Genomic DNA, 22,911 nt, shown 5'->3' with positions numbered 1-22,911 from the left:
CCGCGTCATCCGCGCGCCGGTGGACGCGACAACGGCGCGCGGGGCGTCGGCCGTTGCCGACGTCCCGCGTCCGCCCATCCGTCACCCGCCGCCTGCCGCAACCGTCCGTCGAGTGCGGTCGAGTCCGCCGTGCTGTCCCCTGCCCGTCCGTCAACGGCGAGCCTTGGACCGGTCCAGTGCGGCCACGCCCAGTGCCGCGAGGCCGATCTGGATCAGCCACTCGGCCCAGTCGATGCCCTTGGTGTCGGCCACGTCGAATGCTCCGGCGATCGCCGAACCGATCAGCGCGGCCACGATGCCCACGGCGATCGTCCACAGAATGCCGATGCGCTGACGGCCCGGAACGACGAGCCGGCCCAGCACACCGATGACGATGCCGATCACGATGGCACTGATGATGCCGTCGATCTCCATCTCCGCCCCTTTTCGTCAGAACCCCGCATCATCCGGATTCCCCCTGCGGGCGGGGACAGTCCCCCGGTACGTCAGGGCCGCGCCGGTGTCGACGCGTGCGAGCCGGCCCGGTTGACATGCAGGTAATTGCCTGCATAACGTTGAGTGTGCGATCAGGAAACGACTCCGGGATGGACAAGGTCTTCAAGGCGCTGGCCGACGACACACGCAGACAGCTCCTGGACCGCCTGCACGAGCACAACGGGCAGACGCTGGGCGAGCTGTGCGAGCGCATCGACATGGCGCGTCAGTCCGTGACCCAGCATCTGGCCGTCCTGGAGGCCGCCAACCTCGTCAGCACCGTGCGCCGGGGGAGGGAAAAACTGCACTACCTCAATCCGGTCCCGCTCCACGAGATCCAGGAGCGGTGGATCGACAAGTTCGAGCGCCCGCGCCTGAGCGCGCTCGGCGCCGTGAAGCGACGAGCCGAGGAAGCCATGGCCGACAAGCCCTCATTCGTGTACGTCATCTACATCGAGAGCACCCCCGAGAAGGTCTGGGAGGCGCTGACCGACGCCGACCTGACCGGCGCCTACTGGGGCCACCGCAATGAGTCGGACTGGCGGCCCGGCTCCCGCTGGCAACACGTGCGTACGGACGGCTCCGGCATCGCCGACGTGGTCGGCACCGTCGTCGTGAGCGAGCGCCCCAGCCGACTGGTCACCACCTGGGCCGCGCCCGAGGAGGAGGGGCAGGAGGACATGTACTCGCGGGTCACCTTCGACATCCGGCCGCACGCCGACATCGTCCGCCTCACCGTGACCCATGAGGACCTCGCCGACGAGAGTGAGCGCTCCGACGCGTCCTCCGGCTGGCCGGCGGTGCTGTCCAACCTCAAGTCCCTGCTGGAGACCGGCAGTCCGCTGCCGCAGGAACCGTGGCTGGTGCCCGGCCGCTGAGCGGACATGAGCGGGCCGGCCCGCGCTCGGCGGACCGGCCTTCGTGCCGCGCGACCCTCCTACGGCTTGGGGGTGCTCCTCGCCGCCGTGGCGATGCACATCAGCCCCAGGAGTATGCCCAGGGCGCCGATGATGATGTTGTTCACCGCGACTCCGGCGTCCGGGCTGTCGCCGACGACCCATGGCGCGATGATCATCCACACGCCCAGTGCGCACATGGCCCAGCTCAGGCCGTACATGCGCTCCGGAGTGATGGTGAACCCAAGGGCCAGCAGACCGATCGCGATGCCCACGATGAGGTTGTGGGGCACGAGAGCGGGCTGGCTCGTCGTGTAGTGGAGTATCCAGGGAGATACGGCGCAGTACAGACCGAGCAGGAACACCGGTCCGTCCACGAGCGCCACATCGCGACCGCCGAGCATGCGGGCGTAGCGTTCCCGCATCTCCGAAACATCAGGGTGAGTGGTGATGTCACCGCTGGTGGGCGAGACGTTGGCCATCACTCGTCTCCTTTGACTTTCAGGCCTGACCGCGTCTGTGCGGTGTGCGGTAAACGCCGCGCACGTTTATTTTGCGCTTATTTCGCCTTTATGTGTAGAGGTCGGCGCGGTCGACGGACCTGGTGTGGCCGCGCCGATCCCGGGCAGGCGCAACCTGCGAGAGCTGTCCGAATCGAGTAGTCGTACGTCGATGCTGGAGGTGTCTGCCCTTATGGGCGCGAAGGTGTTGGAGCGGTTTCCTGCGGGAGCTCCGCGCGGATCGTGGCCGGCGGAGGAGTACGCGGCCGGGCGCCGCGCCGAGGGTGAGCCCGCGACGGTCGTGATGGACCTGAAGTCGGACGCGTTCCTCGTGGTGGTCCCGGCGACGGAGGACGACTGACGGCTCAAAGCGCCCTATGCGGTGCCGCCCCTGAGCGCGTCGAGATGGGCTCGCCGTGACTCTGCAGTCTGGCCCTGCACCAGCAGGAACAGCGCCTCGCGCGCCAGGCGTTGGGGCTTGCTGGCCAGTGTCAGCGCGCGGCCGCCGCCGGCCACCACCGCCGCCGTGGTGGCCGTCCGCATCAGCTCGTACGCCTGGGTGCGCAGGGCGAGCCGTTCCTCCAGGTGTTCCAGCGGCGCGGGATGGTCGGCCAGGGCGTAGGCCTGGATACGGACCTTCTCGACACGGGCGCGCAGGGCGCCCGCCGTGTCCTCGTCCAGCAGCGCGAGGGCGGCCCCGGCGATACCGAAGACCGCCGGTGAGGTGTTCACCGTCCTCGGCCGGTCGGCCGCGGCCCACTGGTCGTATGGCTGTCGCAGCGCCACCGCCGAGTCCGGCAGCCACAGCCCGTCCAGCTCCAGCGAGACCGTCCGTGACGCGGTGAGCGCCGCCAGACGCATCGGCTGCGACGCCCGCAGTCCCGGCTGCGGGCGCGCCTCGGTGAACGCGAACAGCGCCTCGTCCGCCTCGGTCACGCCCGCCAGCAGCACGACGTCGTTGAGCCCCCATCCCGTGTACCAGGGCACGGTCCCCTCGAACCGCCACCCGCCCCGCTCCCGCCGCACCCGGACGGGGGTCCGCGGACGGGCGCGCAGATGAGCGTAGGCCACTCCCGAGAGCAACTCGCCACGCGCGAGCGGACCCAGCAGCCGTTCCCGTACCGCGGACGCGTTCTTGGCCAGTGTCAGCACCGGCGTGTGGTGCTGCGTCTGCACGAACCAGGTCGAGCAGCACGCCCCGGCCAGGATCTCCGCCGTCTCCCGGGCCACCGCCGCCGGTGCGGCCGCCCCGCCGTACTCCTGCGGCGCGTTCATGCCGAGCAGCCCCGACCGTTTCACCGCCTCGAGGTGGCTCATGGGCATGCCCTCCTGGTCGACCCGTTCGGCGTGCGGGGCGAGCACGTCGTCGGCGAGCCGCCGGGCGCGGGCGACGAGGGGGTGGGGTGAGGTGGTCATGGGAGAAATTCTTCCGGTGCGGTGGGGCGAGGTGTCGATCCGTGGCTCTGCCGTTCGTGTAGGAGGTGGGACAAGGACAGGACGCCAAGGAGGCCGTCATGAAGTACTACCTGCTCAGCGTGATGCAGCCGATCGGAGACCCGCCCCCGCCGGAGGTCCTCGCCAAGATCGGCAAGCAGCTCGACGTCTTCCACCAGGAGCTGCGGGAAGCCGGCGCCTGGGTGTTCGCCGGGGGACTGCACGGCCCGGAGTCCTCGACCGTGCTGCGCCCGCGTGACGGGGACGTCCTGGTCACCGACGGGCCGTACGCCGAGGGCAAGGAGATGCTCGGCGGCATCTGCCTGGTCAGGGCGCCCGACCTGGACGCGGCCCTGGAGTGGGGCCGCAAGGCCGCGCTGGCGACCACCCTGCCGATCGAGGTGCGGCCCTTCATGCACCAGGCCGAGGAATGATGCCTGCCGGCTCCGCGGACGTGGAGGCCGTCTTCCGCAGGGAGTACGGCCGTGCGGTCGCCGTGCTCGTCCGCTTCCTCGGCGACATCGACCTCGCCGAGGAAGCGGTCCAGGACGCTTTCACCAAGGCCCTGGAGCGCTGGCCCGGGACCGGTGTACCGCCGAGCCCGGCCGGCTGGATCATCACCACCGCCCGCAACCGGTCCATCGACCGGCTCCGCCGGGAGGCCGGACGCGACGCACGCCATGCCGAGGCCGCGCTGCTGAACACCCCCGACGCGCCGCCCGAGGAGGGCCCCGTGCGCGACGACCGGCTCCGTCTGATCTTCACCTGCTGCCACCCCGCCCTCGCCACCCGGGCGCAGGTGGCCCTCACCCTGCGCCTCCTCGGCGGGCTCACGACGTCACAGATCGCCCGCGCCTTTCTGGTGCCCGAGGCGACCATGGCCCAACGGCTGGTCCGGGCCAAGGCGAAGATCCGCGATGCGCGGATCCCCTACCGGGTGCCCCGCGACGCCGACCTCCCGGACCGGCTCCAGGGTGTGCTGGCCGTGGTCTACCTGATCTTCAACGAGGGGTACACCGGCTCCCCGGACCTGTGCGCCGAAGCCGTACGGCTCGGCCGACTGCTGGCCGAGCTCATGCCGGACGAACCCGAGGTCTCCGGCCTGCTCGCGCTGATGCTCCTCGCCGAGTCGCGCCGGCCCGCACGCCAGGACGACAGCGGCGCGCTCGTGCCGCTGTCCGGGCAGGACCGTGCCCGATGGGACCGCGACCTGATCGCCGAGGGACAGGCACTGGTCCGTGGCTGCCTGCGACGCAACCAGCCGGGTCCGTACCAGGTCCAGGCCGCGATCCAGGCCGTCCACAGCGACGCGCCGACCGCGGACGCCACGGACTGGGCGCAGATCCTCCGGCTCTACGACCAGTTGACGGTCCTCGCCCCGAATCCGGTCGTGGCGCTGAACAGGGCGGTCGCCGTGGCCGAGACCGAAGGCCCGCGCCGGGCCCTCGACCTCGTCGACGCGCTGGACCTCGACGGCTACCACGTCTTCCACGCCGTCCGCGCGGATCTGCTGCGCCGTCTGGGCCGGGACACCGAGGCGGTACGGGCGTACGAGGCGGCCCTCGCGCTCACCGAGAGCCCGGCGGAACGTGCCTACCTGGAACGGCGCCGCCGGGAACTGGTCCGCACGTGACCGGCGTGCGCGCAGCCGGGACCCGCCTCACGGTCACTTCGGTCTGTGACCCCGTATCGCCCATGCGCGTGCCGTGAGGAGGATCGTGCCGTCGGGACGCTCGGACACGGCCTCGCGCAGCGTCTCCCGAAGCCGGGTCCGGGCCGTCGGCGCCAGGGCGGCGACATAGCCGGCTGCCGGTCCCTGACCGGCCAGGAACGGCTCCCACAGATCGGCGAAGCCGGCGAAGCGCGTCGGTACCTCGACCGGAGCGACGGCCACGTGGACCAGCCCCGCCCCCGTCCACAGCGCCCGCAGCGGTTCGGGCCGGCAGAGCGGGAACCGGCGTCCCTCGTCGAGCGCGGCCGCCGACGGATCCAGCGCGATCGCGGCATCCCAGAACCGGCGCAGGAACCCCATGCCCTCGCCGTAGTCCCACACATACGCGGCGACCAGTCCGCCCGGCCGCACCACGCGTACCGCCTCGGCCACCGCGGTATCCGGCGCGGGCAGGAAGTTCAGCACCAGCCCGCTGACGGCCACGTCGAGGACGGCGTCGCGCACCGGCAGCAGCTGCGCGTCCGCCACGGCGAAGTGCACGGCCGCGGAAGCGGAAGCGCGAGCCGTGGCCACGAACCCCGGGGACCGCTCCACCCCGAGCAGCGTCGCCGGCCGGCACCGGTCGGCGACAACGCTCGTCAATGCCCCCGAACCGCAGCCGGCGTCCAGCCACCGCAGTCCGCTCCCGCAGCCGAGCCATGTCACGAAACCGTCCGCGACCAGGCGGCTCCACCGGCCCATGTACCGCTCATAGGCATCGCCGGCCGCCCAGACGTCGAAGCGCCGCTCGGTCACGCCACCACCTTCCCCGAACGCGCCGTCGCCGGCCACCGGGGCGGTGCATTCCGCCGGGCGGACGGGAGTTGACTGGTCTACACCCTTGACTGGTACAGACCAAAGCGGTTGAGTGTGGCACCACACCCCCCACCACGGCCGCGCCCACGCCGTGCCCGGTCCGCCGGACACGAGCGCACGAGGCCCGGCTCCGCCCTGCCCTCCTCCGGGTGCGGCCGTGCTCCGCAAAGGAGTTGATCCTGTGTCGAGACGCCGCATCTCCGCCGTGGTGACCGCACTCGTCCTCGCCGGTGCGGTGCCGGTCCTGCTGCCGGCCTCCGAGGCGTCCGCCGCCGCGTGTTCGAGCTACCCGGCCTGGGTGGCCGGACGGTCGTACACCACCGGCGACATCGTGCGCTACACCGACGGAAAGGCCTATATCGCCGAGCACGACAATCCGGGCTACGACCCGACCATCAGCACCTGGTACTGGGAGCCGTACGCCTGCGACAACGGCCCCGGGACCCCGGCCGGCAGCTTCGTGGTGACCGAGGCCCAGTTCAACCAGATGTTCCCGAACCGGAATTCCTTCTACACCTACCGCGGCCTCACCGCCGCCCTCGCCGCGTACCCCGGCTTCGCGAACACCGGCAGCGACACCGTCAGGAAGCAGGAGGCCGCGGCCTTCCTCGCCAACGTCAGCCACGAGACCGGCGGTCTGGTGCACGTGGTCGAGCAGAACACCGCCAACTACCCGCACTACTGCGACTGGAGCAGGCCCTACGGCTGCCCGGCAGGCCAGGCGGCCTACTACGGGCGCGGCCCCATCCAGCTCAGCTGGAACTTCAACTACAAGGCCGCGGGCGACGCGCTCGGCATCGACCTGCTGGGCAACCCCTGGCTGGTGCAGAACGACGCCGCCGTGGCCTGGAAGACCGCCCTGTGGTACTGGAACACCCAGACCGGGCCGGGCAGCATGACCCCGCACAACGCCATGGTGAGCGGGGCCGGCTTCGGCCAGACCATCCGCAGCATCAACGGCTCCCTGGAGTGCGACGGCAAGAACCCGGCCCAGGTCCAGAGCCGCGTCGACGCCTACCGGAGGTTCACACAGATCCTCGGGACGGCGCCGGGCGGCAACCTCTACTGCTGACGGTTCCTCAGCCCGCGTACCCCGTCACCGGATAGTGGTCCGAGAGGTTCGTGTACGTGTAGTCGGTGCCCCAGCTCGTCACGGTCCAGGGCGCCGACTGCTCCTTGAAGACCTCGTTCTTCCAGACCGTCGGGCGGGCGTGACCCGCGCGGTGCAGGACGTGGTCCAGGTCCTCGCGCGGGTCGTCGGGGTAGCGGTAGCGGGCGATGGAGTTGTCCCGGGTGTCGAACGAGTACGGGTGCCCGGTGCGGGCGTCGGACCCGGCCAGACCCGCGTCGGTCAGCATCGAGGCGTACTCGGGGCTGCGCGAGTCGACGTTCAGGTCGCCGGCGACCAGCACCTCCTCGTTCGCTGGGATGTTCTTGCCGTCCAGGAACGCGTCGACCGCCCGGAACTGCCGGCTGCGCATCGCGGCCGCCTCACCCGCGTCGCAGCCGGGGTCCGTCGACTGGGCATGGGTGCCGACCACATGGACCCTGGCGCCGTTGACGTTCAACACCACATAGGCGAAGCCCTTGTTGGACCACCAGTCCGCCCCGCACGCGTCCTTGTACACATACTGCTCCTTGCGCAGGACCGGCCACCTGCTCAGCACCGTGACCCCGCCGTCCTCCGGAGTGGTCGCCGAGTAGGCGCCGCCCGTCGCGTCCCAGCCGTCCCTGCTCCGCCCCACCACCGGCGTCTGGTACGGGTACAGGGACGCGGCCGCACTCTTCAGCGCGTTCGACGACCCGTTGTCGAACGCCTCCTGCAGCACGACCACGTCGTTGCCCTGGAAGAAGGACGCCTTCGTGATCTCCGACGCCCGGTGGTCCTGGCCCCAGTTCGGATAGAGGGTCTTGCTCATCAGAAAGACGTTGTACGTCAGCACGCGCAGCGCCGGTGCCCGGCCGTCGGCTTGCGGGGCAGGAGCGGCCGCGGCAGGGGAGGCCGTGGCGAGCGTAAGGGCGAGCACGGCTGCGCCAAGGGTCCGGCGCGGTGCGAGAAGCGTCACTGGATCTCCCTGTGGGTGAAGGGGGCTGAGTGGCGTCGCACATCAAACCACCGGCAGTTACTTCCTGGTAACTCCCGTGCGGCCACGTATTGAAGAGCAGCCGTCCCGCGAAGCCTTCGGCCCGTGCACACGTGGCGGGCCCTGCGATGCGAGGACGGGCCGTCGCAGATGTCGATGTGCGCCGCCCACATCCGCCGCGTCGCCGTCACCGCCCCGCCCGGCGGGCCGGGACCGCTGACTGGCGTCGGCGTAGTTTTACGTATAACCTCTCCCGTCAATCCCACCCCCGGAGAGGCCCCGATGAGTCGTATCGCCCTGGTCACCCTCGTCGTCGACGACTACGACGAGGCGATCCGCTTCTACACCGAGGCGCTCGGGTTCCGGCTCGCCGAGGATGCCCCGCGTCCCGACGGGTCCCGCTGGGTCGTCGTACGGCCGGAGGGGGACGGCACCGCCCTGCTGCTGGCCCGGGCCAAGGGCGACGAGCAGCGCGCCCGCGTCGGTGACCAGACCGGCGGACGCGTCGGCTTCTTCCTGCACACCGACGACTTCGCCCGCGACCACGCCCGGATGCTCGCCGCGGGCGTGACCTTCCTGGAGGAACCCCGGCACGAGCCGTACGGCTCCGTCGCCGTCTTCCAGGACCTGTACGGAAACCGCTGGGACCTGCTCCAGCCCGCCACCGCCTGAGGAAAGAGCACGACACGCATGACCGCGCCCCGCATCGACACCGAGACCCTCCGCCGCCTGCCCAAGGCCGTGCTGCACGACCACCTCGACGGCGGCCTGCGCCCCGCCACCGTCGTGGAACTCGCGGAGGCGGTCGGCCACACCCTGCCCACCACCGACCCGGACGCCCTCGCCGACTGGTACGTCGAGGCCGCGAACTCCGGAGACCTGGTCCGCTACATAGCCACCTTCGAGCACACCCTCGCCGTGATGCAGACCCGCGAGGGCCTGCTGCGCACCGCCGAGGAGTACGTCCTCGACCTCGCCGCGGACGGCGTCGTCTACGGCGAGGTGCGCTACGCCCCCGAGCTGATGCTCAAGGGCGGGCTGACCCTCCCCGAGGTCGTCGAGACCGTCCAGCAGGGCCTGGCGGCCGGCATGGCCAAGGCGGCCGCCGCCGGCACCCCGGTCCGCGTGGGGACCCTGCTGTGCGGCATGCGGATGTTCGACCGGACCCGTCGGACCGCGGACCTCGCGGTGGCCTTCCGGGACGCCGGCGTCGTCGGCTTCGACATCGCCGGCGCCGAGGACGGCTTCCCGCCCGCCGACCACCTCGACGCCTTCGAGCACCTGCGCCGCGAGAGCGTCCCGTTCACCATCCACGCGGGCGAGGCGCACGGTCTGCCCAGCATCCACCAGGCCCTCCAGGTGTGCGGCGCCCAGCGCATCGGCCACGGCGTCCGCATCACCGAGGACATCGTCGACGGCAAGCTCGGCCGTCTGGCCGGCTGGGTCCGTGACCGCCGTATCGCCCTGGAGATGTGCCCGACCTCCAACCTCCAGACCGGCGCCGCCACCTCGATCGCCGAGCACCCGATCACCGCGCTGAAGGATCTCGGCTTCCGCGTCACCCTCAACACGGACAACCGTCTGGTGTCCGGCACCACGATGACCCGCGAGATGTCGCTGCTGGTCGAGGAGGCGGGTTGGACCGTCGAGGACCTGCGCACCGTCACCGTGAACGCCCTCAAGAGCGCCTTCGTCCCGTTCGACGAGCGGCGCTCCCTCATCGAGGACGTCGTTCTGCCGGCCTACGCGGCCGCGCTCTGAACCAGCCCGCGCACATAGGCGGCCTGTCCGACGTGCTGCAGATCGTCGGACAGGACGCTCACCAGCCGGACGCCCAGACTGACCGGCGGGTCCCAGCGCTCGTCCACGATGCGCTCGAAGTCCTTGGCGGTCAGCCCGCGCAGGAACTGAAGGCTCTGCTCGTGGACGGCGTCGTAGTAGCCGGTCAGCAGGTCACCGGAGCCCACCCGCACCTTGGCGACCTGCGCCGCGCTGTGGCCGTAACCCGTCGCCGTGCGGGGCAGATCGAGGCCGAAACGCTTCTCCCAGCCTTGCGTCAGCCAGACCTGGTCGAGCCCGGAGGCGTCGGCCATGTGGTCGTCCTGGACGCGCGTGAGATGCCAGATGAGCCAGGAGACGGAGTTGGCGTCGGCGGCGGGCCGGGCGTTCAGCACGTCCGGTGTCACGCCCTCCACTGCGGCATGGACTTCTTCCAGGATGCGGTTGAACCCGTCGATGAGGATGTCCTTCGCATGCATACGTCCACCATCGCGCATCGCGGTCCGTCACGCGCCCGGGCCTCGGACGCCGGGAGATGCGAGGGTGTCGAGCAGCGTCATCAGCGCCCGTGCCGCAGGACTGGTGGCCTCGGGCGGCGGCAGCAGGGCGACCGTCTCGTACCTGGCGTCACCGGTGCCCTTGAGCGGGACGGCGGTGAGCGAGGCGCGCTTGTGCCGGAAGTGCCGCGGTACGACGGCGATGCCGAGGTTCTCGTCCACCAGGTCGAGCAGACCGTGCACGTCGTTCACCTCCAGCGCCACGGTGCGTCCGACGCGCGCCGTGGCGAACACGGCGTCCGTGGTGCGGCGCGGGCCCCAGTCCGGGTGGAAGTCGACGAAGACCTCGCCGCCCAGCTCGTCCGGCGTGACGGCGGCGCCCGCCCGCGCGAGCCGGTGGCCGGGATGGCACAGCACGGTCATCGGCTCCTTCGTCAGCGACACGGAACGCAACTGATCGGTGTCCGCCCGCGTCCGCACCGCGAAGGCCAGATCGAGGCGGCCGGCCGTCACCTCCTCCGCGAGCGCGCCCGAGCCGGCCTGCCGCAGCCGGATCTCGACGTCCGGGTGCTCCCGGCGGAACGCGGCGAGCAGCCTCGCCACATGGACCCCGGCGATGCACTGCTCGGTGCCCAGCGCGAGCGTGCCGCGCAGCACGCCCTGCACGGCGGCGACGGCCTCGTGGGCCGCCCGGACCTGCGCCAGGATCCGCTCGGCCTCGCCCAGCAGCGCGCGCCCGGCCTCGGTGAGCGTGACCCGGCGGGTCGTCCGCACGAACAGCGGGGTCCCCAGCTCCCGCTCCAGTGCCCGGATGGAGGCGGACAGGCCGGACTGGGACACCATGAGCCGTTCGGCCGCCCGGGTGAAGTGCTGGTCCTCCGCGACCGCGACGAAGTGCTGGAGATGGCGCAGTTCCATGATTGAGAAGCGTATCCGCTGAATTCCATCGGATTCTTCTGTTGGACCGCTGCCCGCGGGCAGCGACAGAGTGGGTCAGGGTTCCCGGGCCTCCCGGAACCGCAGCTCGTGTGCCAACCCCTCTGGAGTCGCGTTGTACACCGCACACCCCGACCGCTACGCGGACATGCCCTACCGGCGCACCGGACGCAGCGGTCTGAAGCTCCCCGCGCTCTCGCTCGGCCTGTGGCACAACTTCGGCCCGGACCGCCCGGTCGAGACCCAGCGCGCCATCCTGCGCCGCGCCTTCGACCTCGGCGTCACCCACTTCGACCTGGCCAACAACTACGGCCCGCCGCCCGGCGCCGCCGAGTCCGCGCTGGGCGAGGCCCTGAAGGCGGACTTCGCGGCGTACCGCGACGAGCTCGTCATCTCCACCAAGGCCGGCTATCTGATGTGGCCCGGCCCGTACGGCGAGTGGGGCTCGCGCAAGTATCTGCTGTCCTCGCTCGACCAGAGCCTCTCGCGCATGGGCCTGGACCATGTCGACATCTTCTACTCGCACCGCCCCGACCCCGAGACTCCCCTGGAGGAGACGATGGGCGCCCTGCACTCGGCGGTCCAGCAGGGCAAGGCGCTGTACGCCGGCGTCTCCAACTACTCCCCGGAGCAGACCCGCGAAGCCGCGCGCATCCTCGGCGAGCTGGGCACCCCGCTGCTGATCCACCAGCCGCGCTACTCGCTGCTCGACCGACGCCCCGAGGACGGTCTCCTGGACGCGCTGGACGAGCTGCAGGTCGGCTCCATCGCCTACTCCCCTCTGGAGCAGGGCCTGCTGACGGCCCGATACCTGGACGGCATTCCGGAGGACTCGCGAGCCGCGAGCGACAGCCCCTTCCTCCACACGGACGCGGTGACCGAGGACCTCGTCGGGCGGCTGCGTGCCCTCGACGACCTCGCCAAGTCGCGGGGCCAGTCGCTGGCGCAGATGGCCCTGGCCTGGGTGCTGCGCGGCGGCCGGGTCACCTCCGCCCTGGTCGGCGCGAGCAGCCCGCAGCAGCTGGCGGACAGCGTCGAGGCCGTCCGCAACCTCGATTTCGACGCGGACGAGCTGGCCCGGATCGACGCGGTCGTCAGGCCGTAGAGACGCTGCCGACAGGGGCCCGGTCGAGCGCGACCGCACCGAGGTCCCGGAGGCGGGCGGCCGCCTCCGGGACGACCCCGCTCAGGCGCTGAGCCGTTCCTCCAGCCGTACGGTCACCGTGTCGCCCTCCTCCTTGCCGATCGCCTTGCGCAGCTCGGCCTTCACGGGCAGCTTGTGGGTGCCGTCGCCGAGGGCCATGAAGGAGCTGCGGAAGGGGTGCCCGTCGATCGTGCCGCGGACCTTGACCAGCCCGCGGGTGCCGAAGAACTCGGCGGACCCGGGCCACACCAGGTAGGTCCAGCCGCCTTCGCTCGGGCTCTTGACCAGCACCGCGGTGAACTCCTCGTCCAATTTTCCGGTCGTCACCATGGCGTCCTCCGCTCCGGGTTTTCTCTGTACTCAAGGAGACCGCCGGGAGCGCCAGAACTCATCTCTGAAGCAATTTTCGGCCATGGGGCCCGGTGAATATGCCAGGAGACTGGCCGGAAAGTCATGGTGACAGTGTTTCAGCAGTGAACATACTCAACAGTTGAAGGACCTCACGTCGAGCGAAGTAACGAGCACGTACAGCACACGAACCGCACCGAAACACCACGAGCCGCGCCGGAAGGAAGGCCCAGCCGGCAGGCGAGCGGAGCACCGGGGGAGTGGAGCGTGCACGACGAATTCCTGTGCCATGTCACGGCATACGGCACCTGCGGCGGCCGGCGCATCGGCGTCCCCCTGGGAACCTACCGGGCGCCCACCCTGGCCCTCGCCCTGTGGTGGCTGCGCGACCGTGCCTCCTGGATGGCGGACCGTCTCGACCCCCGGCCCGAGGTTCCGCACTTCCCGCCGAGCGCGCTCGTCCCGGTCGGCGGCGCCGTGCCCGACGTACCGGCCCTGCTGCGCGCCTGGTGCGGCGACGTGGACCGGCAGGAGCGGGTCGCCGACGAGCTGGCGGCCGGCCGGCTGGTGCGGATCGCCGTCGTCGACGACACCACCGAGTACGAGCTGCTCGCGGAGTCCATCGACGCCCTGCGTATGCAGCGGACCGTCCCGGCGCTCGTCGTACCCGTCGCCTGAGCCCGCAGCTGGATGCCGCACAAGGCGCACACGTGAACGAATCGGTAGAATCCTGGCATGGCGGAGCGGCCCTTCGCGCCGACGGCGCCCGAACTCGTGCTGGAGACCGAGTCGGGCTCCACGGTGATGAGTCCGGGCCACGCCTATCACGTCGGCCGCGACCCCTCCAGCGACATCGTCATCGACGACGCCCGGGTCTCGTGGCACCACGCGGTGCTGCGTCCCGAGAGCGGACGCTGGACGCTCGTGGACGAGCACAGCACGAACGGCACCTACGCCGACGGCCGCCGCATCGACGAGTGCGGCGTGGGCCCCGGAAGCGTCATCCACCTCGGCAACCCCTTCGACGGCCCGCGTGTGGCGCTGCTCGGCCGCCCCGAACGGGCCCCGGAGCGCCCCTCCGCCGTCGGCGTCTCGATGCCCTCCCTCACCGGCACGTTCCGGCGCCCCACCGCCGTACGGCCGCTGCCGGCCCGCACCGTCCGCATCGGCCGCGCCCCCGACAACGACCTCGTCGTCGACGACCTGATCGTCTCCCGGCACCACGCCGAACTGCGGGCCCTGCCCGACGGCACGTACGAGATCGCCGACGTCGGCAGCCACAACGGCACGTTCCTCAACGGCCGGCCCGTCACCGCCGAGCCGATCGGGCCCGGTGACATCGTCGGTATCGGCCACTCGGCGTTCTGCCTGGTCGACGCCCAGCTTGAGGAGTACGTCGACACCGGCGAGATCTCCCTCGACGTACAGGACCTCAGGGTCGCCGTCGACCGCGGCCGCAAGATGCTGCTCGACCATGTGTCGTTCCCGGTGGGGGAGAAGTGCCTGCTCGCGGTCGTCGGCCCGAGCGGCGCCGGGAAGTCCACCCTGCTCAACGCCCTCACCGGGCAGCGGCCCGCCGACCACGGCACCGTGCTGTACGACGGCCGCGACCTCTACCACGACTACGCCGAGCTGCGCCAGCGCATCGGTCTCGTCCCGCAGGACGACATCCTGCACACCCAGCTGACCGTGCGCAGCGCCCTGTCCTACGCCGCCGAACTGCGCTTCCCGCAGGACACCGCCAAGGCCGAGCGCCGGGCCAGGGTCGACGAGGTCGTCGTCGAACTCGGCCTGCAGCAGCGCGCCGGCCAGCACGTGCACAGCCTGTCGGGCGGACAGCGCAAGCGCGTGAGCGTGGCCCTCGAACTGCTGACCAAACCCTCGCTGCTCTTCCTAGACGAACCGACCTCCGGACTCGACCCCGGCATGGACCGCTCGGTGATGCACATGCTGCGCGGCCTCGCCGACGACGGCCGCACCGTCATCGTGGTCACCCACAGCGTCCTCAGCCTCGACGTCTGCGACCGGCTGCTCGTCCTCGCACCCGGCGGGAAGACGGCCTACTACGGTCCGCCCGAGGACGCCCTCGCCTTCTTCGGCTTCGAGCACTGGCCGGAGGCCTTCGAGGCCTTCGAACGGGACAGCGAGCGGGACTGGGCGGGAGACTTCCGCGCATCGCCCTTCCACCGGCAGTACGTCGCCGACGCCTCCGCCCAGCCCCGTCTGCCCCGGTCGGAGCCGGTCATCATCACCCGCCCGCCCAGGCCGCGCAGCCGCACCGCACAGCTCGGCACACTCGTCCGCCGCTACGCGGCCGCGCTCAGCGCCGACCGCACCTTCCTCGCCGTCATGATCGCCCTGCCGTTCGTGATGGGCGCCCTGGCCCGTGCGCTGGCCGGCAGCAGGCTCACCCAGGAGACGGCGATGAACGCGCTGCTGATCCTGTGCGTCGGCGGGGTCCTCACCGGCGCCGCCAACGCGGTGCGGGAACTCGTCAAGGAACGCGTGATCTACCAGCGGGAACGGGCCGTGGGCCTGTCCAGATCGGCGTATCTGATGTCGAAGGTGGTGGTCCTCGGGACGGTCACGGTGCTCCAGGCGGTGGTGCTGACCCTGGTCGCGCTGCTCGGCGTCGACCTCAACGCGCCCGGCGGTGAAGGCGTGCTGATGCCGCCTCTGGTGGAGATCACCGTCGCCGTCGCCCTGCTGGCCTTCACGGCGATGATGCTCGGCCTGCTCGTCTCCGCGCTGGTGAGCAAGGAGGAGGTGACGATGCCGCTGCTCGTGCTGCTCGCCATCGTCCAGGTGGTCTTCTGCGGCGCCCTGCTGAAGCTCCACGGCGTACCCGGGCTGGAGCAGCTGTCGTGGCTGGTGCCCTCGCGCTGGGCGCTCGGGGCGATGGCCGGCACCGTCGGGCTCGCCCGGATCGTGCCCGGGGACCTGACCGGCGACCCGCTGTTCCGGCACTCGACGGGCGTCTGGCTGCTCAATGTGGCGATGCTGGTCGTGCTGTCGGCGGTCTTCGGCTGGGTGGTGTCGCGGCTGCTGCGCCGGCACGAACCGGCCGTGATGCGGAAGTAGGCGCTGTGATGACGACCTCCGGATTCCGGCCCACGCACGTCGTGCCCCAGAACGGGATGCCCGCCTGGGAGGCACCCGAGCCCGGCCGGCCCACCGTCCCCCTCGACGCGCTGCTGCCGGTCCAGCTGGTCGAACGGCGCGGCGACTGGGGCCATGTCCTGTGCGCCAACGGCTGGTCGGCCTGGGTCGACGGCCGACTGCTGATCGCCGTACCGCAGGACCCGCCCGCCGCGGACGGGCCGATCGCCCGCACCGCCGACCCACGCCCCCTGCTCTCCCGCACCGAACAGGCCCTCGCCCGCTACCGGACCGCGGTCGAGGAACTGGCGGAGGCGGCCCTCGACGGCGAGGCCTTCCGCAGCCGTACGGCGGGGCTGCGGGTCGGGGTCGTGATCGACGGGGAGGCCGTGTGGCTGTACGACAGCCATCAGGGCTGCTGGGTGTACGGGGACGGGACACGGCTGAGCCCCTACGGGGCCGACGACGCGCCGCGTGACACCGAGGATCCCGGCCATGCGCCCACCCAGGTCGTGTCACCCGACGGCGGCATGTGATGGCACACGAGACCAGCATCTTCTCCGGCCGGCCCTCCGACCTGATCGGCAGACAGATCGCGGGCTACCGCGTCGAGGCCGAGATCGGCCGCGGCGGCATGGCCGTCGTGTACCGCGCCCGCGACCTGCGCCTGGAGCGGACCGTCGCCCTCAAACTGCTCGCCCCCGAACTCGCCCGCAACGACACCTTCCGGCAGCGGTTCAGCCACGAGTCCCGGGTGGCCGCCGCCCTCGACCACCCCAACATCGTGCCCGTCTTCGAGGCGGGGGAGACGGACGGTGTCCTGTACATCGCCATGCGGTACGTCTCCGGCAGCGACCTGCGCCATCTCCTGGACCGCCAGGGGCCATTGCCGCACGCGACCGCCCTGCGGATCGCCGTGCAGGTGGCCTCCGCGCTGGACGCGGCCCATGAGCACGGGCTGGTCCACCGGGATGTGAAACCCGGCAACATCCTGGTCGGCCGCGGCACCGACAGCGACCACCCCGAGCACGTCTACCTCACCGACTTCGGCCTCACGAAGAAGTCGCTGTCCCTGACCGGCCTCACCACGGTCGGCCAGTTCGTCGGCACCCTCGACTACGTCGCCCCCGAACAGATCTCCGGCCGCCCTGTCGACGGCCGCTGCGACGTCTACGGCCTGGCCTGCGTCGTCTACGAGACCCTGGCGGGCCGGCCGCCCTTCCTCCGCGACGACGACATGGCCCTGCTGTGGGCCCACCAGTACGACGCGGCGCCCCCGCTCAGCGAAGCCCGCCCCGACCTGGCCCCACAGGTCGACACCGTCTTCGCCAAGGCCCTGGCCAAGAGCCCCGACGACCGCTACGCGACCTGCCTCGACTTCGTGGCCGCGTTGCGTACGGCCGGGCACGCCACCCCGCGGCCCACGCAGGCGGACCTGCGGGCCGTGGACCAGCGGGAGGATCCACCGTCGCCACCGCCCCACTGGGCCGAGCCGGTCTTCCGGCAGCGCACGTAGACGGACCACGGACCTGCCGACTCTCCGCTTGCCGACCCTCGTGATCAATACACCTGGCCGCAACCCCTGTGCCGCGCGCGGTCTGCAGCGTCGTGTCCGGCCTCATCGCCGTCCGTCGACGTCGACGACTCCCCGGCGGCGTACTCGGCGGGCCAGCAGGCCGCCCAGGAAACCGGTGGCCAGGCCCCACAGGGCGGCCAGGCCCAGGGCGGGCCACACCTCCGGGGTCAGGAGCAGCTTTCCGGACAGGCCGCCGCCCAGATCGCCGAAGACCAGGATCGACAGGCCGTAGTGCGCGGAGACACGGCAGACCAGGCAGATCATGAGGACCGTGAGGGTGAGCGCCACCGCCATGCGCACGGCGTGCTGCCAGGCCCGCATCCGGGCCGGCGAGCGCGCCGCCATCACGAACGCGGCGGCCAGCAGCAGCACCGCGTCGACGACCAACAGCCACCACACCCTTCCGTCGTGCTGGGAGAGCGTGCTCAGATTCAGCGCGGAGACGTCCTCCGTGCGCAGCACCTCGTCGAGCACATGCGGCATCGGCAGCCCGAACGGGCCCGCGACCTGGCCGTTCCAGGTCGCGCCGAGACCGATCGTGAGCGCCAGCCAGACCAGGTTGGGCATGCCGAGCAGGATCACGGCCATCGTCTCCGCCGCATGACCACGGGTCGCCGCCACGACGAGGGCGATCACGACACCCACGGCGACGTACGTGAGCAGCAGCACGACCATGGCGTACGCGGCCGGCCGTACCGACTCCTGGAAGCGCAGCAGCCGCGCCGGCAGCGGGGCCCCGCGCGAGACCAGCAGCGCCAGCACCAGCACACCGGCCAGCCACAGCAGACCGAAGAACACCGTCAGCGGCACGTCAGTGGTGAAGCCGAGCTTCGGCGCGACGCCGAACAGGTCGCCCAGGTCCTCGATCGCCCCCTCCCCGAGGTCGATCGAGAACGTCTGGCGGGCCGCGAAGGCCAGCGCCAGCAGCGCGGCCAGCCACACGACGGCGACCCTGCCCGCCCAGCCGGCGAGCTCCGCCGCGCCCATGACCGCCCGGCGCCGCAGCGGCCGCAGAAAGCCCGCGGCGATCACCACCACCCCGACCAGCGTGACCGACAGCGGGATCACGGTCAGCCCCGCCTGGGTCTGTGCCAGCTCGCCGGCGTTCCCGGACAGCTTGATCGTGCCGCCGACCGCCGTGACCAGGGTGGCCGCGACGACCCGGGGGAAGGCGTTGTCCGGCAGGTCCGTCGCCCCGGCCGCCCACAGTCCCAGCGCGGCGACCACCCCCATGGCGACCAGCGCGCCCAGCACCGTGGCCAGCGCCTGCGGCCAGCCGTGGCGGGCGACCTGGTCGGAGGTGGTACGCGGGCTCACCCTGCCACGCTAAGCAGCGCCCGCGCGGCGCGCCCGCCGGGAGAGCCGTCCGCGTGGGCTTGCGGAGTGAACCGGACCGGAGCACACAATAGGAGTGTTATGCACGAAAAGGACTGAAAGGGCAGCAGAGCCGCAGCAATTCCCCTTGGGAAGAAGAGCTCGTGAGCGTGGAACCGCCGTCCTCCGACCGCCCCACAGGACCGCCTTCCGGCCCCCTGTCAGGCCCCTCGCAGCCGCCTTCGGGCCCGCCCTCCCAGCCGCCGTCGGGTCCGCCCTCGCACCCGACGGGCGGTGGAGCGGTCCCCGAACCCGAACCCGGCCCCGGTCACCCCTGGTGGAAGTCCGCACCCCGCGTCGCCGTGCTCGCCACCGCGGTCGTGGCCGCCGTGATCCTGGCGGTGGTCCTCAGCCGCCCCGACGGCGGCTCGGGCAGCGGGAGCGAGGTCTTTCTCCAGGCCGCCGGCAAGACGGGCCCCGATCCGTTCACCGAGCAGGCGGCCACCGACAGCTCCGCCCCGCCGGTCTCCGTCTCCCCGGCCGCCGAGTCGGCCCCCGCCAAAGCGGTCACCGGCGTGGACGGCGGGGCGCCCGGCCTCTACGGCGGCACCCGCAATGTCTCCAGCTGCGACGTGGAGAAGCAGGTCAAGTCCCTGCAGGCGTCCCCGTCGAAGAACAGGGCGTTCGCCTCGGTCGCCGGCGTCGAACCGGCCAGGACGCCCACCTACCTGCGCTCGCTGACGCCCGTCCAGCTGCGCATGGACACGCGCGTCACCAACCACGGCTACCGTGACGGCGCCGCCACCAGTTACCAGTCCGTCCTGCAGACCGGCACGGCCGTCCTGGTGGACGACCGCGGTGTCCCGCGGGTGCGCTGCGCCTGCGGCAACCCGCTGACCCCGCCGGTCGCGCAGCAGAGCACACCCCGGCGCGCGGGCGACTCCTGGCCGTCGTACAACCCCTCGAAGGTCGTCGTGGTCACGCCGGCGCCGAAGGTGATCAACAACTTCGTGATCTACGACTTCCACGACAACGGCTGGTTCGTCCGCCACCACGGGGACACCGGCCAGTACGACAAGAAGACCAAGCCGCCGAAGCGCAAGCCGTCCCCGAGCGCGACCACTCCGACCTCTCCCTCGACGTCCCCCTCTGCGTCGCCGTGCGTCTCGGGCAAGCCCGACCCCTCGCAGACTCCCTGCCCGAAGCCCAAGCCGAAGCCGCAGCCGAAGCCGAAGACGACGGAGCCTTCGGCCCCGAGCTCGGTGCCGCCCTCCTCGGTCCCGCCGTCCTCCGTACCGCCCGCCTCCGTCACGCCTTCCTCGGCCCCGGCCCCGGTGACGCCTTCCTCCGCGCCCCTTTCCTCCGGGCCGCCCTCGTCCGGATCGCCGGCTTCGCTGTCCTCCGTGGCCCCGCCCCCGGTGTGACCCACCCGGACCTCGGGACGACGTGCGTAAGAGGCGTCACGGCGTGTCCAGGACTGCGCGGCGCCCCTCGGGGTACGAGCACTGGTGCAGCAGCGTCCGGCCAGTCCGGCTTCCCCGAGAGAGAACCGCATGATCGACCACCTGGACGGAGCAGTGATACCGACTGGTTTCGACGTGCCCGTGGAACCGCTGCGGCGGGCGGCACACTACACAGGCGAACCGGGATGCATCGCCGAGGCCCGGCACTTCGCCGCGCTCTTCCTCCACAAGCTCAGGACCCAGTGGTGCGCCGCCATCGACGCCCGCGCCGAGGACGAGGTGCTTCTGGTGGTGAGCGAGCTGGTCACCAACGCCGACCGGCACAGCAACGGGCCGTACATCCTGGAGCTGGAGGGCACCGACATCTCGCTCACCGTGGCGGTCTGCGACAGCAGTGTCGCGCTGCCCCGCCGCTTCCCCCGCGACCCCGAACGCATCGGCCGGCACGGCCTGGAGATAGTCCACGCGCTCGCGGCGCGGGTCGTCGTCGAACGGGTGCCGGTCGGCAAGCGCGTCAGCGCCGCGGTGAGACTCGGCAGGGAGTGACGCGTGACGCTCAGGCGCAGCCGAGCTCGCCCAGCATGCCCTCGCGCAGCCGTACGATGATCCGCTTGATCAGCCGGGACACATGCATCTGCGAGCAGCCGAGCCACTCGCCGATCTCCGCCTGGGTGGCCTCCTCCACGAACCGGAGATGGATGATCTGCCGGTCGCGTTCGCTCAGTTCCGCCATGAGCGGGGCGAGCGACTGGAAGTCCTCGACGAGGCGCAGCCCCTCCTCCTCCACGCCGATGAAGTCGGCCAGCACCGCCTCGCCGCCCTCGGGCCCGTCACCGCCGAGCGCTGCGTCCAGGGAGGAGGAGTTGTATCCGTTGGAGGCGATCTGGGCCTCGACCACCTCGTCCTCGGAGAGGTTCATCAGGGTGGCGAGTTCGGCGACCGTCGGATCGCGGTCCAGCCTGCTGGCGAGTTCCTCACGTGCCTTGGCCAGTTCGACGCGCAGCTCCTGAAGCCGCCTCGGCACGTGCACCGCCCAGGTGGTGTCGCGGAAGAACCGCTTGATCTCGCCGACGATGTACGGCAGTGCGAACGACGTGAACTCCACCTCGCGGGCCAGCTCGAAGCGGTCGATGGCCTTGATCAGGCCGATCATTCCCGTCTGGACGATGTCCTCCATGTCGTCGCCGCGACCGCGGAACCGGCCGGCCGCGAACCGCACGAGCGACATGTTCATCTCGATGAGCGTGTTGCGCGCGTACTGGTATGAGTGTGTACCTTCCTCAAGCTCCGTCAGACGCTGGAAGAACTGGCGGGACAGCTCCCGCGCGTCGCGCGGGGCTATGGTTTTCGGGTCCTCGACCCCCGGCAGCGATCCGTCACCAATCGTCCTGGTCACGGCGGTGTCCATTGCCTCTCCCACGAAAGTCACGGCTCGACGTCTGCCTCTTCGGCCTCGGTTGTCGGTGGTCCTGTCCGGGTGGCGCGGTCTGCCGGGTACCCGTACGGCGACGAGCTATGCACGCGCCGTCCTCAGGTGCCCTGCGTTGCGCGTACCCATGGGGTGACGGGCCATGCCCGAAGCGTGTCCGCGCGACGGAAATCGGCGACCGGCCGGCGGGGCCGGGGCGGGTGGGGCCGGGGCCGGCCCCGCGGACCAACTCCCCCACCAGGGCCTGGAGATACCGCGACGGGCTTCACCGAGGGCGCAATGCCGCTCCCTTCCCCCGGAGCCCGGGAAACCTAGTCTGAAGGGGTGAGCAGCCACGTGCCGAACCAAGCCCGCGTCATCCCCATGCGCCCGGCGGCCGAGCGCCCGGGAACCGCCCGCCCCGCCAGCTCGCCCCCGTCCCGAGGGCAGTCAGCCCACGCGCCCAGGGAACCCCTGTGGCGCGACCTGGTCGGCGACGTCCTGCGGCGCGAACGACTCGCCCAGGAGCGCACCCTCAAGGACGTGCCCGACGCGGCCCGGATCTCCGTGCCGTATCTCTCGGAGGTGGAGCGCGGCCGCAAGGAGGCCTCCTCGGAGGTCCTCGCGGCCGCCGCCCAGGCGCTCGGCCTCGGACTCGGCGACCTGCTGGCGCCGGCCCGGACGGAGCTCGTCCGGCTCACCACGGCGCAGCAGGGCAGGAGCCGGGGCGCGTCCACGTCGCCGTACGGCGGAATGTGCCTGGCCGCCCCATCTCCTTGGCCTGCAGGGCCAGATCGGACACTGTGCCCTGGCGGCCGCCGCCGCCCTTCCGGCAGATGTCGTCGTACGGGCCACTTGGATCAGCCGACCCCCCGAGCGATGAGTTTCCTTGCGAGGATCGGTCAGTAGAGGTGACCGCGTTGAACGCTCCAGGAGGTACTCATGGCCACCCAAGGATTCACCACCTGTCTCTGGTTCGACGACCAGGCGGAGGAAGCCGCTCACCACTACGTCTCGATCTTCAAGAACTCCAGCGTCGGCAAGCTCTCCCGCTACCCCGAGGGCTCCATGCGGCCCGCCGGCACCGTGATGACCGTGGAGTTCACGGCCAACGGCCACAAGTTCGTGGCGCTGAACGGCGGCCCGGAGTTCCATTTCAACGAGGCGATCTCCTTCCAGATCTTCTGCGAGAACCAGGAGGAGATCGACTACTACTGGACCAAGCTCACCGAGGGCGGTGGCGAGCCCGGCCCCTGCGGGTGGCTCAAGGACAAGTTCGGCGTGTCCTGGCAGGTCATCCCGGACACCCTCGACGACATGGTCAGCGACCCGGACCCGGCGAAGGCCACCCGCGCGACCCAGGCGATGCTGTCGATGCACAAGCTGGACATCGCCGCCCTGGAGAAGGCGTACGCGGGCGAGTGACCCACCC

25 protein-coding genes and 1 pseudogene are annotated in these 22,911 nt (G+C 71.3%); 16 read left to right on the top strand and 10 right to left on the bottom strand.

The window, feature by feature from the left end:
* Positions 1–150 precede the first annotated feature (150 nt).
* Positions 151–414 (bottom strand): GlsB/YeaQ/YmgE family stress response membrane protein, encoded by a 264-nt coding sequence (locus F7R91_RS09245; protein ID WP_150946445.1) that lies wholly within the window; start codon positions 412–414, stop codon positions 151–153.
* A gap of 170 nt (positions 415–584) precedes the next feature.
* On the opposite strand from F7R91_RS09245, the gene F7R91_RS09240 reads away from it, so the two are divergent.
* On the top strand, positions 585–1,352 hold the full coding sequence (locus tag F7R91_RS09240; protein ID WP_150946443.1) for an ArsR/SmtB family transcription factor: 768 nt from the start codon (positions 585–587) through the stop codon (positions 1,350–1,352).
* Positions 1,353–1,411: 59 nt separating this feature from the next.
* Here the strand turns inward: F7R91_RS09240 and F7R91_RS09235 are convergent, their stop codons facing one another.
* Entirely contained in the window at positions 1,412–1,852 is a 441-nt protein-coding gene (locus tag F7R91_RS09235; protein WP_150946441.1) for an SPW repeat protein, read from the bottom strand.
* Positions 1,853–2,042: 190 nt separating this feature from the next.
* Between F7R91_RS09235 and F7R91_RS09230 the strand changes: the two genes are divergently transcribed.
* Positions 2,043–2,231: a hypothetical protein gene (locus F7R91_RS09230; protein ID WP_150946856.1), complete on the top strand. Its 189-nt coding sequence runs from the start codon at positions 2,043–2,045 to the stop codon at positions 2,229–2,231.
* Between the two features lie 14 nt (positions 2,232–2,245).
* On the opposite strand, the gene F7R91_RS09225 is transcribed toward F7R91_RS09230, so the two are convergent.
* Positions 2,246–3,286: an acyl-CoA dehydrogenase family protein gene (locus F7R91_RS09225; protein WP_150946439.1), complete on the bottom strand. Its 1,041-nt coding sequence runs from the start codon at positions 3,284–3,286 to the stop codon at positions 2,246–2,248.
* Positions 3,287–3,384: 98 nt separating this feature from the next.
* Between F7R91_RS09225 and F7R91_RS09220 the strand changes: the two genes are divergently transcribed.
* Positions 3,385–3,738 carry a YciI family protein gene (locus F7R91_RS09220; protein WP_150946437.1) on the top strand — a complete coding sequence of 118 codons (354 nt, stop codon included), beginning with the start codon at positions 3,385–3,387 and terminating at the stop codon, positions 3,736–3,738.
* On the top strand, positions 3,738–4,937 hold the full coding sequence (locus tag F7R91_RS09215; RefSeq protein ID WP_150946435.1) for an RNA polymerase sigma factor: 1,200 nt from the start codon (positions 3,738–3,740) through the stop codon (positions 4,935–4,937). Before F7R91_RS09220 ends, F7R91_RS09215 begins: the two co-directional genes overlap by 1 nt.
* Before the next feature lie 33 nt (positions 4,938–4,970).
* On the opposite strand, the gene F7R91_RS09210 is transcribed toward F7R91_RS09215, so the two are convergent.
* On the bottom strand, positions 4,971–5,771 hold the full coding sequence (locus F7R91_RS09210; protein WP_150946434.1) for a class I SAM-dependent methyltransferase: 801 nt from the start codon (positions 5,769–5,771) through the stop codon (positions 4,971–4,973).
* Between the two features lie 241 nt (positions 5,772–6,012).
* Here F7R91_RS09210 and F7R91_RS09205 point away from each other — a divergent pair, with 241 nt between their 5' ends.
* Positions 6,013–6,903 carry a glycoside hydrolase family 19 protein gene (locus tag F7R91_RS09205; RefSeq protein WP_150946432.1) on the top strand — a complete coding sequence of 297 codons (891 nt, stop codon included), beginning with the start codon at positions 6,013–6,015 and terminating at the stop codon, positions 6,901–6,903.
* Between the two features lie 7 nt (positions 6,904–6,910).
* Here F7R91_RS09205 and sph read toward each other — a convergent pair whose 3' ends face one another.
* Positions 6,911–7,897: a sphingomyelin phosphodiesterase gene (gene sph, locus F7R91_RS09200; RefSeq protein WP_150946430.1), complete on the bottom strand. Its 987-nt coding sequence runs from the start codon at positions 7,895–7,897 to the stop codon at positions 6,911–6,913.
* A gap of 300 nt (positions 7,898–8,197) precedes the next feature.
* On the opposite strand from sph, the gene F7R91_RS09195 reads away from it, so the two are divergent.
* Together F7R91_RS09195 and F7R91_RS09190 are read left to right on the top strand one after the other, a co-directional pair.
* Positions 8,198–8,587: a VOC family protein gene (locus tag F7R91_RS09195; RefSeq protein ID WP_150946428.1), complete on the top strand. Its 390-nt coding sequence runs from the start codon at positions 8,198–8,200 to the stop codon at positions 8,585–8,587.
* An 18-nt stretch (positions 8,588–8,605) separates the two neighbouring features.
* Positions 8,606–9,676 carry an adenosine deaminase gene (locus F7R91_RS09190; protein ID WP_150946426.1) on the top strand — a complete coding sequence of 357 codons (1,071 nt, stop codon included), beginning with the start codon at positions 8,606–8,608 and terminating at the stop codon, positions 9,674–9,676.
* Here the strand turns inward: F7R91_RS09190 and F7R91_RS09185 are convergent.
* Complete coding sequence (locus tag F7R91_RS09185; RefSeq protein WP_150946424.1) at positions 9,658–10,173, bottom strand: mycothiol transferase; 516 nt, start codon at positions 10,171–10,173, stop codon at positions 9,658–9,660. The two genes, F7R91_RS09190 and F7R91_RS09185, sit on opposite strands and share 19 nt — an antisense overlap.
* Positions 10,174–10,200: 27 nt before the next feature.
* On the bottom strand, positions 10,201–11,109 hold the full coding sequence (locus F7R91_RS09180; protein ID WP_150946421.1) for a LysR family transcriptional regulator: 909 nt from the start codon (positions 11,107–11,109) through the stop codon (positions 10,201–10,203).
* A gap of 133 nt (positions 11,110–11,242) precedes the next feature.
* Between F7R91_RS09180 and mgrA the strand changes: the two genes are divergently transcribed.
* Positions 11,243–12,232: an L-glyceraldehyde 3-phosphate reductase gene (gene mgrA, locus F7R91_RS09175; protein ID WP_150946420.1), complete on the top strand. Its 990-nt coding sequence runs from the start codon at positions 11,243–11,245 to the stop codon at positions 12,230–12,232.
* An 81-nt stretch (positions 12,233–12,313) separates the two neighbouring features.
* Here mgrA and F7R91_RS09170 read toward each other — a convergent pair whose 3' ends face one another.
* On the bottom strand, positions 12,314–12,601 hold the full coding sequence (locus F7R91_RS09170) for a DUF1905 domain-containing protein (protein ID WP_150946418.1): 288 nt from the start codon (positions 12,599–12,601) through the stop codon (positions 12,314–12,316).
* A 285-nt stretch (positions 12,602–12,886) separates the two neighbouring features.
* Here F7R91_RS09170 and F7R91_RS09165 point away from each other — a divergent pair, with 285 nt between their 5' ends.
* The 4 genes from F7R91_RS09165 to F7R91_RS09150 are packed head-to-tail and all read left to right on the top strand — an operon-like array spanning position 12,887 to position 17,234.
* Positions 12,887–13,297, top strand: coding sequence for a hypothetical protein (locus F7R91_RS09165; RefSeq protein WP_150946415.1), 411 nt, complete (start codon positions 12,887–12,889; stop codon positions 13,295–13,297).
* 57 nt (positions 13,298–13,354) lie between these two features.
* A complete protein-coding gene (locus F7R91_RS09160) occupies positions 13,355–15,700 on the top strand; it encodes an FHA domain-containing protein (protein ID WP_150946413.1) in 2,346 nt (781 codons plus the stop codon).
* Between the two features lie 8 nt (positions 15,701–15,708).
* A complete protein-coding gene (locus F7R91_RS09155; RefSeq protein ID WP_150946411.1) occupies positions 15,709–16,254 on the top strand; it encodes a hypothetical protein in 546 nt (181 codons plus the stop codon).
* A complete protein-coding gene (locus tag F7R91_RS09150) occupies positions 16,254–17,234 on the top strand; it encodes a serine/threonine-protein kinase (RefSeq protein ID WP_150946409.1) in 981 nt (326 codons plus the stop codon). Before F7R91_RS09155 ends, F7R91_RS09150 begins: the two co-directional genes overlap by 1 nt.
* A 102-nt stretch (positions 17,235–17,336) precedes the next feature.
* On the opposite strand, the gene F7R91_RS09145 is transcribed toward F7R91_RS09150, so the two are convergent.
* A complete protein-coding gene (locus F7R91_RS09145; RefSeq protein WP_150946407.1) occupies positions 17,337–18,611 on the bottom strand; it encodes a streptophobe family protein in 1,275 nt (424 codons plus the stop codon).
* A gap of 161 nt (positions 18,612–18,772) precedes the next feature.
* On the opposite strand from F7R91_RS09145, the gene F7R91_RS09140 reads away from it, so the two are divergent.
* Entirely contained in the window at positions 18,773–20,032 is a 1,260-nt protein-coding gene (locus tag F7R91_RS09140) for a DUF6777 domain-containing protein (RefSeq protein ID WP_150946405.1), read from the top strand.
* A 129-nt stretch (positions 20,033–20,161) separates the two neighbouring features.
* Entirely contained in the window at positions 20,162–20,617 is a 456-nt protein-coding gene (locus F7R91_RS09135; protein ID WP_150946403.1) for an ATP-binding protein, read from the top strand.
* A gap of 10 nt (positions 20,618–20,627) precedes the next feature.
* On the opposite strand, the gene F7R91_RS09130 is transcribed toward F7R91_RS09135, so the two are convergent.
* Positions 20,628–21,479 carry an RNA polymerase sigma factor SigF gene (locus F7R91_RS09130; protein WP_150946401.1) on the bottom strand — a complete coding sequence of 284 codons (852 nt, stop codon included), beginning with the start codon at positions 21,477–21,479 and terminating at the stop codon, positions 20,628–20,630.
* A 345-nt stretch (positions 21,480–21,824) separates the two neighbouring features.
* Here F7R91_RS09130 and F7R91_RS44015 point away from each other — a divergent pair.
* Both F7R91_RS44015 and F7R91_RS09120 read left to right on the top strand, forming a co-directional pair.
* Positions 21,825–22,247: pseudogene (locus tag F7R91_RS44015) on the top strand (helix-turn-helix domain-containing protein); the annotation flags it as partial.
* A 174-nt stretch (positions 22,248–22,421) separates the two neighbouring features.
* The gene (locus tag F7R91_RS09120) at positions 22,422–22,904 is read left to right on the top strand and encodes a VOC family protein (protein WP_150946397.1); all 483 of its coding nucleotides are present in this window, start codon (positions 22,422–22,424) and stop codon (positions 22,902–22,904) included.
* The last annotated feature ends 7 nt before the right edge of the window (positions 22,905–22,911 follow it).

The organism is Streptomyces luteolifulvus, from assembly GCF_008806595.1.
Lineage (GTDB): Bacteria > Actinomycetota > Actinomycetes > Streptomycetales > Streptomycetaceae > Streptomyces > Streptomyces luteolifulvus.
This window is presented reverse-complemented; position numbering and strand designations above follow the sequence as displayed.

What these genes read in the sequence shown, in the direction of transcription:
- F7R91_RS09245 (WP_150946445.1), bottom strand. Translation starts at nt 414, where the DNA reads ATGGAGATCGACGGCATCATCAGTGCCATCGTGATCGGCATCGTCATC.
- F7R91_RS09240 (WP_150946443.1), top strand. Translation starts at nt 585, where the DNA reads ATGGACAAGGTCTTCAAGGCGCTGGCCGACGACACACGCAGACAGCTC.
- F7R91_RS09235 (WP_150946441.1), bottom strand. Translation starts at nt 1,852, where the DNA reads ATGGCCAACGTCTCGCCCACCAGCGGTGACATCACCACTCACCCTGAT.
- F7R91_RS09230 (WP_150946856.1), top strand. Translation starts at nt 2,043, where the DNA reads ATGCTGGAGGTGTCTGCCCTTATGGGCGCGAAGGTGTTGGAGCGGTTT.
- F7R91_RS09225 (WP_150946439.1), bottom strand. Translation starts at nt 3,286, where the DNA reads ATGACCACCTCACCCCACCCCCTCGTCGCCCGCGCCCGGCGGCTCGCC.
- F7R91_RS09220 (WP_150946437.1), top strand. Translation starts at nt 3,385, where the DNA reads ATGAAGTACTACCTGCTCAGCGTGATGCAGCCGATCGGAGACCCGCCC.
- F7R91_RS09215 (WP_150946435.1), top strand. Translation starts at nt 3,738, where the DNA reads ATGCCTGCCGGCTCCGCGGACGTGGAGGCCGTCTTCCGCAGGGAGTAC.
- F7R91_RS09195 (WP_150946428.1), top strand. Translation starts at nt 8,198, where the DNA reads ATGAGTCGTATCGCCCTGGTCACCCTCGTCGTCGACGACTACGACGAG.
- F7R91_RS09190 (WP_150946426.1), top strand. Translation starts at nt 8,606, where the DNA reads ATGACCGCGCCCCGCATCGACACCGAGACCCTCCGCCGCCTGCCCAAG.
- F7R91_RS09185 (WP_150946424.1), bottom strand. Translation starts at nt 10,173, where the DNA reads ATGCATGCGAAGGACATCCTCATCGACGGGTTCAACCGCATCCTGGAA.
- F7R91_RS09180 (WP_150946421.1), bottom strand. Translation starts at nt 11,109, where the DNA reads ATGGAACTGCGCCATCTCCAGCACTTCGTCGCGGTCGCGGAGGACCAG.
- F7R91_RS09170 (WP_150946418.1), bottom strand. Translation starts at nt 12,601, where the DNA reads ATGGTGACGACCGGAAAATTGGACGAGGAGTTCACCGCGGTGCTGGTC.
- F7R91_RS09160 (WP_150946413.1), top strand. Translation starts at nt 13,355, where the DNA reads ATGGCGGAGCGGCCCTTCGCGCCGACGGCGCCCGAACTCGTGCTGGAG.
- F7R91_RS09155 (WP_150946411.1), top strand. Translation starts at nt 15,709, where the DNA reads ATGACGACCTCCGGATTCCGGCCCACGCACGTCGTGCCCCAGAACGGG.
- F7R91_RS09150 (WP_150946409.1), top strand. Translation starts at nt 16,254, where the DNA reads ATGGCACACGAGACCAGCATCTTCTCCGGCCGGCCCTCCGACCTGATC.
- F7R91_RS09135 (WP_150946403.1), top strand. Translation starts at nt 20,162, where the DNA reads ATGATCGACCACCTGGACGGAGCAGTGATACCGACTGGTTTCGACGTG.
- F7R91_RS09130 (WP_150946401.1), bottom strand. Translation starts at nt 21,479, where the DNA reads ATGGACACCGCCGTGACCAGGACGATTGGTGACGGATCGCTGCCGGGG.
- F7R91_RS09120 (WP_150946397.1), top strand. Translation starts at nt 22,422, where the DNA reads ATGGCCACCCAAGGATTCACCACCTGTCTCTGGTTCGACGACCAGGCG.